The sequence below is a fragment of the Nocardia sp. NPDC058114 genome (assembly GCF_042884695.1).
Classification (GTDB): Bacteria; Actinomycetota; Actinomycetes; order Mycobacteriales; family Mycobacteriaceae; genus Nocardia.
This window is the reverse complement of record NZ_JBHVTK010000003.1, coordinates 307,463-320,873: the sequence shown is the minus strand read 5'-3', so window position 1 is coordinate 320,873 and position 13,411 is coordinate 307,463. Positions and strand designations below refer to the sequence as shown.

Below are 13,411 nucleotides of genomic sequence, written 5' to 3'. Positions count from 1 at the left end.
TTCCCCTTTACCAACAGTAGGTGGTTCGACTACATGGGGGTCGCAGTGCGACGATGACGCCACTGATGAGGGAACTGTCGAGAACGGAGAGGTTAGCTATGACTGCGATCACCGTCGGCCTTCAGGACACTCTGCTGACACCAGGCCAAGTGGCCGCCATGTTCCACGTAGATCCCAAGACCGTCACCCGGTGGGCCCATGCGGGCAGACTCGGCTCACTGCGTACACCGGGCGGACATCGCCGTTTCCGCGAGTCCGAGGTCCTGCAGTTGCTCAGATCACTGACCACCGAGGCAGCACCCCGCTGACTCACCGGCCGACGCGAGCCCACCGCGGGCTCGCGTTCGCCAAAAATTTCCCTCCCGTTGCGGATGTGCACACGGCGCGGACACGGCTACCCTCGATAGCAGGAGGTGAGCGACGTGACGTACCTATTGGCACTCATCGCGATCGTGGCCATCGCGGTGTTGTGCTGGAAGGCGTTCGGCCCCGAAATGCAACGCCCGAATCCCGGCCCACCCTCGCGCAGACCAGTTCTCGGCCCCGACGACGACCCGGAATTCCTCTGGCGCCTCGGCAAACAACCACGTGACGACTCCGGCCCGGCCGAGTGACCCTCACGATGTGCGTCGCCGTGAGCTGACGCACATACCCCCGTTGCGCGTCGAAAGAGCTGGGTAGATAACGTATTCCGGTGATTGATGTGCAGCAGGGTTCTGTCCCGACCACTTGGCGCGCGGCCGACGGCAGCGCCGTGACGTTCACCGAGGCACGGTCGGAGTGGACTCGCGCCGCACACGAGGTGCTGGCCGACACCGCTACCCGGTTCAACAACTTCATCGTCAACACGGAGTTGGCCGAGCTGGTCCAGGAAGAATCCGGGATCCGCACCGCGGTGAAGTGGCAGCACTGGCTGCCGGTCGTGCTGGACAAAGTCGCCGAGCACTGTCACAAGAACAACGAGCCGCCGCTGAGCGCCCTGTGCGTGCGCAAGAACCAGACCGTCGGCACCGGCTACCGCTACATCCTCGAACTCGCGGGCCTGCCCATCCCCGACGACCTCGAAATGCACGCGGCCGCGGCCCGCTGGCAGTGCTACCAGCACTACGCCACCGACCTCCCCGCCGACGGCGGCCTGCCCACCCTCCCCCCGAAGGTCGCCGCCATCCGCCAGTCCACCTCCGCGGACCTGGCCACCGCCGAAGCAGCCGAGGCAGCCGTCAAACGACCCTCCGCCGCCCGCCGCACCGTAGCCGCCATCCCCAAGCCCGAACCGGTGCGCAAGCCGGTCTGCCTCAACTGCCACGTGGAACTCCCCGCCAACAAGATCTGCTACTACTGCTGACTCCGAGGCGCCTCAGGGCTCCCACAGCGGGTTGTGCAAGATGGCCAGGTTCTGGCGTGCGGTGACCGCGAGACTGTGCGCGTAACTGTCGGGATGCAGCCGATCGAGGATGCTCCAGTACGAGGCCGCAGCGCGTTGCCGAAGCCCGGCCAGCGCCTGTGTCGCCGCCAAGTTGTTGCGACGCCCGAGAGTTTCGAGACTGTCGTCGCCGAGTTTCCGTTCGCTGTAGTCGACGTTCAGGTCGAGTAGGTCAAGGGCATGACGGTACTCACCGGCAGCGGAATACCCCAATGCCAGATTGTTGCGAAGGGTGAGCGTCATGTCGTCGTCGACGCCGAGAACATGCTCGGCGATCGACACGATATCGTTCAGCACCTCCAGTCCTTCGGAGAAGTACCCTGCATCGCAGTAGGACCGGCCGAGGGCATTCCGCACCTGCAACGTGATGGGCTGGTCGGCACCGAATTTCTCCGCGCACTGTTGAGCGAGCGGCTCCAACACCGCGATCGCTTCCGAGTAGCGTCCGCTGTCGCGGTGATTCTCCGCGACAGCCACCCGATACGACGCCGTAGTGATCTCGGAAAACGGTGCGCGTCCCAGGCCGCTGGCTCGCCAGATCGCCGCCGCCGCGTACGCGATATCGACCGGTGCCCGCGCCACCACCGGTCGGGCGGGCGCCACGGGCCACGGTTTCGACGGCGGCGCCTCGCGAACGACCCATGCCATCAGCGTTTCTCGCAGTTGCTCGGGCTGCGTGCCCGCAACGTGGAATCGGTGGGTAGCCCCCGCCACATCCAGGCGAATCACGGAGCCGTCGGCCCACCCGACTCCGGCACTGATCACTTCGACAAGGTCGGGCGTGCGCACATCGACGCCCGTCACCTCGCGCCAGCCGACCACGAACGCCGAGCGCACCGATCGGCGCCACCGGATTTCCGAATGCGAGAAACTCAACTTCCCCGCACGCTCAGTCGATCCCCCGGACCGATCCCCCGCCCCGTAGGTCACACCGGACAGCCGAAGATCGTGTGCCACAAGACCTATGGTCTCATCTCGGAGCTATGCAGACACGCTATATCGGAGGTAGCGGCCGCTCAGTTCAGCCCCGCGTAGCTGTGCAAACCGCTGATCACCATGTTGATGATGAAGAGGTTGAACAGCATCGCTACGAAGCCGGCGATGTTGATCCAGGCTGCCTTGGTGTCTCGCCAGCCCGAGGTGGCTCGGGCGTGCAGGTAGGCCGCGTAGAGGACCCAGGCGATGAAGGAGCAGGTTTCCTTGGGGTCCCAGCCCCAGAAGCGGCCCCAGGCGGCTTCGGCCCAGATGGCGCCGAGGATGACGCCTGCGCCGAAGAGGGGGAAGCCGATGATGGTGGTTTTGTAGGCGAGCTGGTCGAGGGTGCGGGCGTCGGGGAGGCGGCGGGCGATGATGCCGACGATGTTGGTGGATTCCTCGCCCGCGGGCTGACGCATGCGGAACAGGTAGAGCAGGCTGGCCACGCCCGAGACCAGGAAGACGCCGCTGCCGATGCTGACGATGGTGACGTGGATCGGCAGCCAGAACGAGCGAAGGGCGGGGACCACGGGGGCGGCGTCGGCGTAGAGGACCGTGCCTGCCAGGAACATCAGGATCAGCACGGGGACCAGCAGGAACGCCCACATGGCCCGGTAGCGCTGGTCGCGCAGGAAGATCAGGCCGATCACCACGGCGGCCGCGGTGGCCATGGTGGTGAACTCGTACATGTTGCCCAGCGGGAAGCGGTGGGTGGCGAAGCCGCGCAGCACGATCGAACCGATGTGCAGGACCGCGCCGACTACCAGCACCGAGAAGGCCATGTTGCCCAGCCGTTCGGCGAGCGGTTTGGCCTCGGGGGTCTCGATCCTGCCGGGCAACCCGGGGTCGCCGGCGGGGACGAGTTCGCGGGCGGCGACCTGCTTGGCGCGCGCCGAGGCGTACTGCACGATCAGCAGGACCGTGGCCAGGGCGTAGATGGCCATGGCCGACATGAACGCGAAGTCGCTGTACCGTGCCAGCGTTTCGTCGATCTGCATCAGGATTCCGTCTCCATGTCGAGTGCGCGGATCACTTCTCCGCTCCCAGCAGCCGTGTCCGCAGTCGATCGAACTCGGCGCCCCAGCCCGCTTGATCGCTTCTGGCCAGGCCGCCCATTTCTACTACGGCGCGTCGTTGACCCACGGTACCCGCCGCGGCCTCGACCGGGTACGCCCGGATCCAGATCCGTCGCCGTTTCAGCAACAGCGACACCAGCAGACCGGCCATCATCGTCAGCGCGCTCACCAGCACCCACTGCTGGGCGGGGTCGTGCGAGACCTGCAAGTTGACGAATTCCTCGGCGCCGTCGAAGGTGACCTTCGCCCCGCTCGGCAACGTGGTCGACTCGCCGGGACGCAAGTTGACCCGCGCCTCCTTGGTCAACCGACCCTGCTTGATCATCTCCGGGTCCAGCGAGAACAGCGACTGGGAACGCCCGGTGTCGAGACCGGTATTGCCGCGGTAGACATCGACCGCGACCGCCGGGTCGTCCATCCGGGGGAACGACGAGGTGAGCAGGCTGCCGTGGAACATCGCGGTCGGCGCGAACAGGCCCTCGATGGCGATCTGGTTCTGCCTGCGTTCCTCGTCGGTGGCGTACATACCGCCGGGCGGGTCGATGCGCAGCACACCGCTGGACAGGAAGGTCTGCGCGTCGTCGGGCCGCCACTGGATGGTCTCGGTGCGGGTCTGCCCGTTGGGGAAGGTGACGGTGAACGTCGGCGCGAAGCCGTGCCCCTGCAGGTAGACGCGGTCACCGGCGACCCGCAACGGATGGTTCACCTGGAGCTCGGTGCTGCGCCACGTGTCGGTGCTCAGGTCCGCGCCCGCCTGGTACTCGATGTTCGAGTGGAACATCTCGGCCTGGCCGGTGGGCAGGTAGTCGGCCTTGAAGTCCTTCACCTTGATGCACAGCGGCGTCATGCCGGTGCCGTCGTTGGTGTTGCCCGCCCGGAACGAGTCGAAGACCGCGGGCGAGGTGGTGCAGAAGCCGGGACCATCGTTGGCGATCACGATGACATTGCCCTCGTACCCGAGCAGCTTGCCCAGCGCGATCGCGACGAGCAGCCCGACCAGCGACAGGTGGAACACCAGGTTGCCGAACTCGCGCAGATAGCCCTTCTCCGCGGACAGCGTCACTTCGCCGTCGCGCTGACCGGGGCGCACCTCGGTCCGCCACCCACGCAAGGAAGCCTTGGCGGCCTCGATCACCTCGTCGGGAGTCCGGTCGTCGGTTTCGCTGGAGTGGTGCGGCAACCGGCTGAGGTTGCGCGGCGCGGGCACCGGCGGGGTACGCAGTGCCCGGTAGTGGTCCCAGCAGCGCGGCAGGATGCAGCCGACCAGCGAGATGAACAGCAGCACGTAGATGGCGGTGAACCAGAAGCTGCCGAACACGTCGAACAGTTCGAACCGGTCCATCCACGGACCCAGTGTCGGACGGTCGGCGATGTACTGGTCGACCTTCTGCGCGTTGAGGCTGCGTTGCGGCAGCAGGGCGCCGGGGATGGCGGCCAGCGCGAGCAGGAACAGCAGCACCAGTGCGGTACGCATGCTCGTGAGGCCGCGCCAGGAATTACGGACCAGGGCCCAGGCCCGGCCCAGCAGCGACTGCCGGACGGGCGGGGTGGGGGTGGTCGGTGTGGTCAGCGTGTCAGTCATCAGATCGGAAGAGTCACCTCGGAGACGAACCCGTCACGCACCCAGCCGACGAACTGATCCCATGCCCCCGTGACCAGCGCGACGCCGACGGCGACGAGCAGAAAACCCCCGATTACCTGAATGGTGCGCGAATTGCGCCGCAGCCAGCCGACCCCGCGCAACGCACCGGCCGACCCGAAGGCCAGCACGATGAACGGCAGCCCGAGACCGAGGCAGTAGGCGACGATCAACGTCACCCCGCGCACGGCGGTGGTGCCCTCGGTACCCGCGGACACCGCCATCACACCCGACAGCGTGGGCCCCAGACACGGCGTCCAGCCGAGCGCGAACACCCCGCCGAGCAGCGGCGCGCCGAGGATGCTGGTGAGCCTGCGCGGCTCCATCCGCGTGTCGCGCTGCAGGGCGGGGACCAGGCCGATGAACACCAGACCCATCAGGATCGTCACCACACCGCCGATGCGCTGCAGCAGTTCCCGATTCACATTGAGGGTCTGGATCACGCCGAAAACAGTGGCCGTGGCCAGCACGAACACCACCGTGAACCCGGCGACGAACAGCCCGGCGGCACCGGCCACCCGCATCTTCGCGCTACGGCGCTGCGCGGTGAGCGTGCTCGCCTGCGCGTTGGTGGCAGGCGGCGCCTCGGCACCGACCAGCCCGGCCAGGTAGGACAGATAGCCAGGGACGAGCGGCACGACACACGGTGAAGCGAACGACACCAGGCCCGCGAGCAGGCAGGCTCCCAGCGCCAGCAGAAGCGGACCCGATGCCGCCGTCTGCTGGAAGGAATCCCCGACTGCGGCGAGCGGAATCACTCGTCGGTGTCCGTATCCATGTCATGCTGCTCGTCGCGCGGCAACGACAGGGTTCGCTCGGTCTCGGCCGGATCAGCGGGGCCGAAATCGAACAGACCGGCGCCGGCGACACTGCGCGGCACGGTCGCGATACCGGCCCAACGGTCGTCGACCGTCCAGCCCGCACCCATTCGGCGGGCGCCCTGACGGGGACGACACGCGGTCAGATTTCCTGGACGACGACGGCTGCTCACTGCTTCTCCTCGGCGGCGATGCGCTCGACCACGGGCTGAAGGTCTTCGGCCAATAGCGAGCGAAGGAAGACCGCGGCGACCCGGTGCTGACGATCCAGGATCAACGTGGTCGGAATAACACTGGTGGGAAAGTTTCCGCCGAGAGCGAGCAAGGTCCGCATCGACGGGTCGTAGATGGACGGGTATTCGATCTTGTTGTCCACTACGAAGTCCTGGGCTTTGTCGCGCTGATGGTCACGGACATTGATCCCCAGGAACGCGACGCCTTGATCTCTGGTCGCCGCGAAGACTTTTTCGAGAGCGGGCGACTCGGCGCGGCACGGGCCACACCACTGTCCCCACAGGTTCACGACCACGATCTGGTTCGGGAAATCGTCGACCGAAACGGTCTTTCCCTCGTTCATCAGATCGGGCCCCGAGAGCGTGCCGATCGTCCCGCGCGTGGCGGGCGGATCGTAGTAGATATCCGTTTTACCACCGGGTGAGACGAATTCGAAGGTCCCACCACCGGTGGCGACCGCATCGGTACCCGTCGAACAGCCCGCCGCGGCGATGATCACCAGCAGGGCGGACAGAACGGCGGTCAGCGCCCGCGGCCGACGGCCACGGGCGGTTCCCGACGAGGTGCAGCGTGTCATGCGCCGTGGACCGACGGATCCGACGCCCCGGCGGGCTCGGAATAGACGATGTCGACGAGCGTGTCGCCGTGGTAGACCAGCGAGGTCAGCGATGCCAGCGAGCACTGCCGGTTGCGCGGGTCGTGCCACAACCGCTGACCCTGCAGGAAACGGCGCAGCGTCCACACGGGCAGCTGATGCGAGACCAGCACCACCTCGTGACCGGCGGCCTCGACGCGGGCCTTGTTCACCGCGGCGAGCATGCGATGAGCGATCTGCAGATACGGCTCGCCCCAGGACGGGGTGAACGGGTCGCGCAGCTTCCACCAGTGCCGCGGCTTGCGCAGCGCACCGTCACCGACGGAGACGCGCAGGCCCTCGAAGGTGTTGCCCGCTTCGATCAGGTTCTCGTCGGTGCGCACGATCAGGTCGTGGGCGGCCGCGATCGGCGCCGCCGTCTCCTGGGCCCGCTGCAACGGGGAGGCGATCACCATCGCGATGTCGTGATCGGCCAGCGAGCGCGCGACCGCACCGGCCTGCGAGCGACCGGCCACCGAGAGGCTGAAGCCGGGCAGGCGACCGTAGAGGATGCCGTTCGGGTTGTGCACTTCGCCGTGGCGCAGCACGTGCACGATGGTTTCGACGCTCGACGGGTCGTCGTCGAGGGCGGGGGGTGCGGCGGCGGGGGCAGGATGGGGCGCCTCGTCGCTATCCGCCGGGACTGGGGCGAATTCTGCGTCGGGCTGGTCGGAGCTCACGCTGGGGATCCTTCGGGGGTTGCGGCCGCGGCCGCGAGGGCGGCGGCGGGCAGAGCGGCGGCGATACGGTCGAACGCGTCCTCGTCGAGTGCCGCGGAGACGAACCATGCCTCGAACGCGCTCGGCGGCGCGTACACGCCCGCGTCGAGCAGGGCGTGGAAGAAGGCAGGGTAACGCCAGGTCTGGCTCGCTTTGGCGGCGGCGTAATCGGTCACCGGACGCTCGGCGAAGAACACGCTCACCATATTGCCTGCGAACTGGACTTGATGCTCGACACCGGCCTCTGTCAGGGCTTTCGCGAACAACGCGCCGAGACGATCGGCATTGCGGTCCAGCGCCGCGTACACCTCGTCGTCGGCCGCACGCAGGGTCGCCAGGCCCGCGGCGACGGCGACGGGGTTACCGGACAGCGTGCCCGCCTGATACACCGGGCCGAGCGGGGCGAGGTTGTTCATGATCTCGGCGCGACCGCCGAACGCGGCGGCGGGCAGGCCACCGCTCATCACCTTGCCGAAGGTGTAGAGGTCACCGGCGACGCCTTCGCGGCCGTACCAACCCGACGCGCTGACCCGGAATCCGGTCATCACCTCGTCCATGATCAGCAGCGCGCCGTTGTCGTGGGCGAGGGTGCGCAGGCCTTCGTTGAAGCCGGGCAGCGGCGCGACCGCGCCCATGTTGCCCGCGGCGGCCTCGGTGATGACGCAGGCGATCAGGCCGGGGTGCGCGTCGAAGGCGGCGGCGACGGCGGCGAGGTCGTTGTAGGGCAACACGATGGTGTCGGCGGCCTGCGCGCCGGTGACGCCGGGCGAGGTCGGCAGACCGAGGGTCGCGACACCGGAGCCCGCGTCGGCCAGCAACGCGTCGACGTGACCGTGGTAGCAGCCGGAGAATTTGATGATCTTGGATCGGCCGGTGAAACCGCGGGCCAAGCGGACCGCGCTCATCGTGGCCTCGGTACCGGAGTTCACCAGGCGGACCCGCTCGACGGGGTCGACGCGGGCGGCGATGGCCTCGGCCAGCTCGATCTCGGCCTCGGTCGGCGCACCGAACGACAGTCCGCTCGTCGCGGCCTTCTGCACGGCCTCGACGACGGCGGGGTGGGCGTGACCGAGGATCATCGGCCCCCATGAGCACACCAGATCGACGTAGTCGTTGCCGTCGGCATCGGTGAGCGTGTAGCCGCTCGCGGAGGTGATGAACCGTGGCGTACCGCCGACCGAGTTGAACGCACGAACCGGGGAATTGACGCCACCCGGGATCACGGCGGCCGCCCGCTCGAAGAGCTGGGCCGAAACCGGTACCTGCGTAAGACTCACGGATTCCAGTGTCTCAGTTCGCCTCGGCACGCCGGACGACAGGGTGGAGCACAGTGACCCAGACCGCAGCGACCCACCGACGACACGCCCGACACGCCGCCCCGATCCGGGAAAGAATTCGATCTAGGCCCATTGGCCTGCGACTACGCTCCGGGCGGCTCAGCACCTGAGCCATAGGGAAATCAGGTATCAGCGAGAGGGTATTTCATGCGTTTCGGCGTCACCAGCACTGCCCTTGGCACAGGATTCGTCGCGGCGGGAGTGCTACTCGGCGCGGGTTCGGCCACCGCGTTCGCACCACAGGCCCAGCCCGATCGGATCGGTGCCCAACTCAGCCACGAGGAGACCGCGGCCCTCGGGGCGGGGCCGATTCCGGCGATCACCGCGATGCTCGTACCCGCCAATCGGATCGGCGCGGGTCTGCATCCCGACAGCGATCTGTACCGCGACGCCGACGGCGGCATCCACGCCACCCTGCGTCAGGTGGTGACGGAAGCGGCGGCCCATCCCGACGGCACCGTCTCCGTCTTCCTGAACGCGCCCGGCACGCGCGGCGGCCGCATCGTCGACGTCTACCAGCAGTGGACCAGCTGATCAGGTGTACATGCAGGGCACTTCGGCCGAGATCGTGTGCAGCTGGCACATGATGCCGTTGTAGATGCCGCTCGAGCCGGTCTCCGGGGCGAAACCGTCGGCGGCCGGCTCGGCGATCATCGGGGTGAGCGGCAGGCCGAGGGCGGCCTGGGCGGGCGCCGCGGCCAGGGCGATCGTCGCCACCGCGGCGGCGACGGTACAGATTCCTGCGGTCAGTCTGGTCATCGATTCCTCCTCGAGGGAGCCCGCGGTGCGAGCTCGCGTCCCGAACCCCCACGCACACATCGGAATTCGGCTTCCTCTAGATCATCGGTTCGAGATCGCGCGGTGCTACAGATCCGCGGTAGATCCTGGTGACGACATCGATGACCAGCACCCCGCTCACGATCACCAGCGCACAGGCGAGCAACAGCAACGGCGGCACGTAGCGCACCGCCTCGAACCCGGGGTGCTCATCGGTGCCGGCGAATTCGGTCGTGCGCCGTGCGGCGCGCCAGCTGACGATCGCGCAGGCAAGGAAGAGCACGGCGAAGCCGAGTTCGAACAGCGCGATCCAGCGTCTCATTCCTGCGATCCTGCCAGGGGCGAGATCGAATCAGCCGACCAGGCTCGGTAGCAGAATCAGCGCGATGACGGCGAGGGTGAGTACAACCATCAGCCCGATCACCAACAGGTCGCGTCGCAGGCTGTGTGGTTGCTCGATCACCACGCGCATCATTGCCTCCGCTCCCCCGGCGCTCAACCGGTGTGACAATCCTCACCATACACTGTGTGGTGTCACTTCCGGCGGGACTGGAAGTACTTCGTCGACTCGGGCCGGTAGCTGAGGAACGCGGCCCCCGCGGCGAGCACGCCCTGCACGATCGCCGAGCCGCCCGCCACGATCGTCGCGGGATTGGCAACAGCGGAGAAGCTGAACATGGTGGCGACGGCGCCGAGTCCGAGCCAGATCGCGACAACAGTGAGCACCGTGCGCGCCCAGCTCTTGCCACGGCCGAGCTGATGCGCGATCGCCACGGTGACACCGGCCAGCAGCACCCCGACCAGCGCGGTCAGCGCGAAAGCCACCAGCACCATCACGTCGACGGTCGACGCCGGGAAGTTCGGATCCGACTTGTGCATCTCGTCGAGGAACTGCTTGCTGAGCTTGTCGCGCTCCCCGGTCATGGTGATGACACTGGCGAAGGTGTAGACGACACCGAGGCCGGCGATTCCCCACCACAGCTGACGAGCGGTGCCGACGTCCTCCGGCACGGGAAGGGTTTCGGGTTTGTTCGGCGGAACGATCACGACAGCCAGTGTGCTGCCTCGGTCGCCCAGTAGGTGAGCACGATGTCCGCGCCTGCCCGCCGGATGCCGATCAGCGACTCCAGGATCGAAGCCCGGCGATCGATCCAGCCACGCTCGGCGGCGGCGGTGATCATCGCGTACTCGCCGGAGATCTGATAGGCCGCGACGGGGACGGTGGAACGGTCGGCGACGTCGCGCAGGATGTCGAGGTAGGACATCGCGGGCTTCACCATCACGATGTCGGCGCCCTCGGCGAGGTCGAGGTCGAGCTCGCGCAGCGACTCGCGGCGGTTGGCCGGATCCTGCTGATAGGTGCGGCGATCGCCTTCCAGCGACGAGCCGACGGCCTCACGGAAGGGGCCGTAGAAGGCCGAGGCGTACTTGGCCGCGTAGGCGAGGATGGCGGTGTCGGTGCGCCCGACCGCATCGAGCCCACGCCGGATCGCGCCGACCTGTCCGTCCATCATGCCGCTGGTTCCGAGCAGATCGGCACCGGCTTCGGCCTGCGACAGCGCCATCTCCACGTAGCGGTGCAAGGTGGCGTCGTTGTCGACCGCGCCATCGGTGCCGATGACCCCGCAGTGGCCGTGGTCGGTGAATTCGTCGAGGCAGGTGTCGGCCATGATGACCGTCGCGTCCCCGACTTCTTCGGCCAGCGCGCGCAGACCGCGGTTCAGGATTCCGTTCGGATCACTGGCCTGGCTGCCGGTGGCGTCCTTGTCCTCGGACAGCGGCACACCGAACAGCATCAGTCCGCCCACACCGGCGGCCACCGATTCCACGGCGGCCTTGCGCAGCGAGTCCAGCGTGTGCTGATACACCCCCGGCATCGAGCTGATCTCCCGCGGCTCGTCGAGTCCGTCGGCCACGAACATCGGCAGTACCAACTGACGCGGCTGCAGCGTGGTCTCGGCGACGAGTCGACGCAATGCGGGTGTCCTGCGCAACCGCCGCGGGCGGTCGAAAGCGGTCATAGCCCGCAGAATACGCCTGTCCCCCGATGGTCGCCGCAGCGCCTACAGCGGGTCGCGACGGCGGGCGGTTTCGCCCAGAATCTGCTCGAAAGTTGCGAAGACCGGGGACGGGCCGGCCGAACTCCACGTTTCGTTGGTGAGCAGGATCGCCGTCACCGCGCCGTCATTGGACCAGGTCGAGCCGAGACCGCCTGCCCAGCCGTAGGCACCTGCGCGTGGGCCGTCGAGTTGGTCGCGTAGCTGGACGCCGACGCCGTAACCCCACCCCGCACTGTTGCCGGGGCCGGGTCCGCCGCGGGCCAGTTGCTCGGCGGTGAGGTGGTTGGTGGTCATGGCCGCGACGGCTCGCTCGGACAGCACTCGGATGCCGTCGAGTTCGCCGCCGTCGCGCAGCATCCGCGCGAAGCGGTAGTAGTCGGCGAGAGTGGAGACCAGGCCGTCACCGCCCCCTTCGAAGGCGGGTGGAGTGCTCCATTGACCGTCGACGGGGTCGAAGACAGTGCGGGTGCCGTCTGTTTCCGAGTAATGCGGGCCGAATCGGGCCAGCTTGTCAGGCGGGACGGAGAAACCGGTGTCGGTCATGCCGAGTGGGCGCAGGACACGCTCGGCCAGGAATTCCGAGAGCGGTTTGCTCGCTGCCCTGGCGACCAGGAATCCGAGGATCGACGCGCCGACGTGGTAGAGCCAGCGTTCGCCGGGCTGATACTGCAGGGGCAGGGTGCCGAGCCGGCGCAGCCAGATGTCCGGAGGCAACATCCGCGCGGGCGTCGGCGGGCCCCAGCCGAGGTCGAGGGCACTCCAGGCGGCGTCGAACGGCTTGGGTGCGAAGTCGGCGAAATCCATGCCCCAGCCGAGGCGGAAGGTGAGCAGGTCGCCGACGGTGATCGGGCGGTTCGCCGCGACCGTGTCGGCGACTTCGGCGGTGGGGTGCGCGAGTACACGTAAGCCGGCGAGTTCCGGGAGGAGCCGGTCGACCGGTTCGGCCGGATCGAGTACGCCGTCGTCGATCAGAATCGAGGCCGCCGCCGCGGTGAGCGGTTTGGTCATCGAGGAGATCCGGAAGATCGTGTCGGTGCGCATCGGGGTGGCGCGGGTGGCGTCGAGGTGGCCGATGGCGCCGGTGATGACATCGTCTCCGGTTGCCACGAGCCATGCCAGGCCGAGCAGTTCGTCCGCCGCGACGTGCGCGCCGAGCCGCTTGTCGATCTCGTTCACGGTCATCGCCTCTCCCCGGGTTGCCTTGCGCTACTAGACCACAGCGGTCCGACAGCTACCCGCGAATCACCACGCGCGGCGCTTCGCCGAGGTCGGCGACCGGTCGCGGCGAACCTGTGGATAACATCGAAACCCACTGGAGCTCAATGGCTTCCGCGAGAGATCGACGAAACCTGTCGGTGCCCCTCGGTATAATCGAAAGCGTGTTCGAGGGTTCCGACGATCGGGGGCGGGACCCAAACGCAACGGGAGGACGCCGAATGAATGCCATTGCCGCTCAGACCACTTTCATCACCGCGCCGTACGTGCCGCTCGAGAAGAAGCGACTGCCCGCGGGCCGTCCGCGCCGCTGGTACGTGGCGCACAACCGTCGGCTCAAGGCCATGCGGTTGACGATCGCGCTGCTGGATTCCGGTGTGTACCTACCCAATCAGGCCACCAACGACACGATCCGGCGCACCGCCGAGAAGATCGACATCCGCCCGCCGTCCGATGCCACCTGCCGGCTCGTGCGCACACTGCTGCGCTACAGCCGATGACCTC

General features: G+C 67.6%; 18 protein-coding genes. 5 read left to right on the top strand and 13 right to left on the bottom strand.

All coding sequences use genetic code 11. From position 1 onward, the window contains the following. The first annotated feature begins 98 nt into the window (after nt 1-98). The 3 genes from ACFVVI_RS14100 to ACFVVI_RS14090 all read left to right on the top strand — a co-directional run bounded on the left by ACFVVI_RS14100 (nt 99) and on the right by ACFVVI_RS14090 (nt 1,345). Nucleotides 99-308 (top strand): BldC family transcriptional regulator, encoded by a 210-nt coding sequence (locus ACFVVI_RS14100; RefSeq protein ID WP_056814442.1) that lies wholly within the window; start codon nt 99-101, stop codon nt 306-308. 114 nt (nt 309-422) lie between these two features. Next, nucleotides 423-614, top strand: a complete 192-nt coding sequence (locus tag ACFVVI_RS14095; RefSeq protein ID WP_378634199.1) for a hypothetical protein — start codon at nt 423-425, stop codon at nt 612-614. Nucleotides 615-694: 80 nt separating this feature from the next. Further along, the gene (locus ACFVVI_RS14090; protein WP_378634197.1) at nt 695-1,345 is read left to right on the top strand and encodes a hypothetical protein; all 651 of its coding nucleotides are present in this window, start codon (nt 695-697) and stop codon (nt 1,343-1,345) included. A 12-nt stretch (nt 1,346-1,357) separates the two neighbouring features. On the opposite strand, the gene ACFVVI_RS14085 is transcribed toward ACFVVI_RS14090, so the two are convergent. From ACFVVI_RS14085 to hemL, 8 genes are all read right to left on the bottom strand, one after another. Then, on the bottom strand, nt 1,358-2,299 hold the full coding sequence (locus tag ACFVVI_RS14085) for a tetratricopeptide repeat protein (RefSeq protein ID WP_387445680.1): 942 nt from the start codon (nt 2,297-2,299) through the stop codon (nt 1,358-1,360). Nucleotides 2,300-2,439: 140 nt separating this feature from the next. Beyond that, nucleotides 2,440-3,396: a c-type cytochrome biogenesis protein CcsB gene (gene ccsB / locus ACFVVI_RS14080; RefSeq protein ID WP_387445679.1), complete on the bottom strand. Its 957-nt coding sequence runs from the start codon at nt 3,394-3,396 to the stop codon at nt 2,440-2,442. Nucleotides 3,397-3,427: 31 nt separating this feature from the next. Then, nucleotides 3,428-5,056: a cytochrome c biogenesis protein ResB gene (locus tag ACFVVI_RS14075; RefSeq protein WP_378991014.1), complete on the bottom strand. Its 1,629-nt coding sequence runs from the start codon at nt 5,054-5,056 to the stop codon at nt 3,428-3,430. Further along, on the bottom strand, nt 5,056-5,871 hold the full coding sequence (locus ACFVVI_RS14070; protein ID WP_378991016.1) for a cytochrome c biogenesis CcdA family protein: 816 nt from the start codon (nt 5,869-5,871) through the stop codon (nt 5,056-5,058). The genes ACFVVI_RS14075 and ACFVVI_RS14070 overlap by 1 nt, the downstream gene beginning before the upstream one ends. Beyond that, entirely contained in the window at nt 5,868-6,104 is a 237-nt protein-coding gene (locus ACFVVI_RS14065) for a hypothetical protein (RefSeq protein WP_378991018.1), read from the bottom strand. Before ACFVVI_RS14065 ends, ACFVVI_RS14070 begins: the two co-directional genes overlap by 4 nt. Continuing rightward, nucleotides 6,101-6,742 carry a TlpA disulfide reductase family protein gene (locus ACFVVI_RS14060; protein WP_379318188.1) on the bottom strand — a complete coding sequence of 214 codons (642 nt, stop codon included), beginning with the start codon at nt 6,740-6,742 and terminating at the stop codon, nt 6,101-6,103. Before ACFVVI_RS14060 ends, ACFVVI_RS14065 begins: the two co-directional genes overlap by 4 nt. Further along, complete coding sequence (locus tag ACFVVI_RS14055; RefSeq protein WP_378943160.1) at nt 6,739-7,356, bottom strand: histidine phosphatase family protein; 618 nt, start codon at nt 7,354-7,356, stop codon at nt 6,739-6,741. The genes ACFVVI_RS14060 and ACFVVI_RS14055 overlap by 4 nt, the downstream gene beginning before the upstream one ends. 119 nt (nt 7,357-7,475) lie before the next feature. Next, complete coding sequence (gene hemL / locus ACFVVI_RS14050) at nt 7,476-8,795, bottom strand: glutamate-1-semialdehyde 2,1-aminomutase (protein WP_378991020.1); 1,320 nt, start codon at nt 8,793-8,795, stop codon at nt 7,476-7,478. A 207-nt stretch (nt 8,796-9,002) separates the two neighbouring features. On the opposite strand from hemL, the gene ACFVVI_RS14045 reads away from it, so the two are divergent. Then, complete coding sequence (locus tag ACFVVI_RS14045) at nt 9,003-9,389, top strand: hypothetical protein (RefSeq protein WP_378991023.1); 387 nt, start codon at nt 9,003-9,005, stop codon at nt 9,387-9,389. On the opposite strand, the gene ACFVVI_RS14040 is transcribed toward ACFVVI_RS14045, so the two are convergent. The 5 genes from ACFVVI_RS14040 to ACFVVI_RS14020 form a co-directional block, all read right to left on the bottom strand. Beyond that, complete coding sequence (locus tag ACFVVI_RS14040; protein ID WP_387445678.1) at nt 9,390-9,614, bottom strand: hypothetical protein; 225 nt, start codon at nt 9,612-9,614, stop codon at nt 9,390-9,392. A 76-nt stretch (nt 9,615-9,690) separates the two neighbouring features. Continuing rightward, nucleotides 9,691-9,954, bottom strand: coding sequence for a hypothetical protein (locus tag ACFVVI_RS14035; RefSeq protein ID WP_378991024.1), 264 nt, complete (start codon nt 9,952-9,954; stop codon nt 9,691-9,693). A 212-nt stretch (nt 9,955-10,166) separates the two neighbouring features. Next, nucleotides 10,167-10,679 (bottom strand): hypothetical protein, encoded by a 513-nt coding sequence (locus tag ACFVVI_RS14030; RefSeq protein ID WP_378991025.1) that lies wholly within the window; start codon nt 10,677-10,679, stop codon nt 10,167-10,169. Further along, complete coding sequence (gene hemB, locus ACFVVI_RS14025) at nt 10,676-11,653, bottom strand: porphobilinogen synthase (RefSeq protein ID WP_387445677.1); 978 nt, start codon at nt 11,651-11,653, stop codon at nt 10,676-10,678. Before hemB ends, ACFVVI_RS14030 begins: the two co-directional genes overlap by 4 nt. A 42-nt stretch (nt 11,654-11,695) precedes the next feature. Continuing rightward, on the bottom strand, nt 11,696-12,874 hold the full coding sequence (locus ACFVVI_RS14020; RefSeq protein ID WP_387445676.1) for a serine hydrolase domain-containing protein: 1,179 nt from the start codon (nt 12,872-12,874) through the stop codon (nt 11,696-11,698). Nucleotides 12,875-13,128: 254 nt separating this feature from the next. On the opposite strand from ACFVVI_RS14020, the gene ACFVVI_RS14015 reads away from it, so the two are divergent. Beyond that, on the top strand, nt 13,129-13,407 hold the full coding sequence (locus tag ACFVVI_RS14015; protein ID WP_364403472.1) for a hypothetical protein: 279 nt from the start codon (nt 13,129-13,131) through the stop codon (nt 13,405-13,407). The last annotated feature ends 4 nt before the right edge of the window (nt 13,408-13,411 follow it).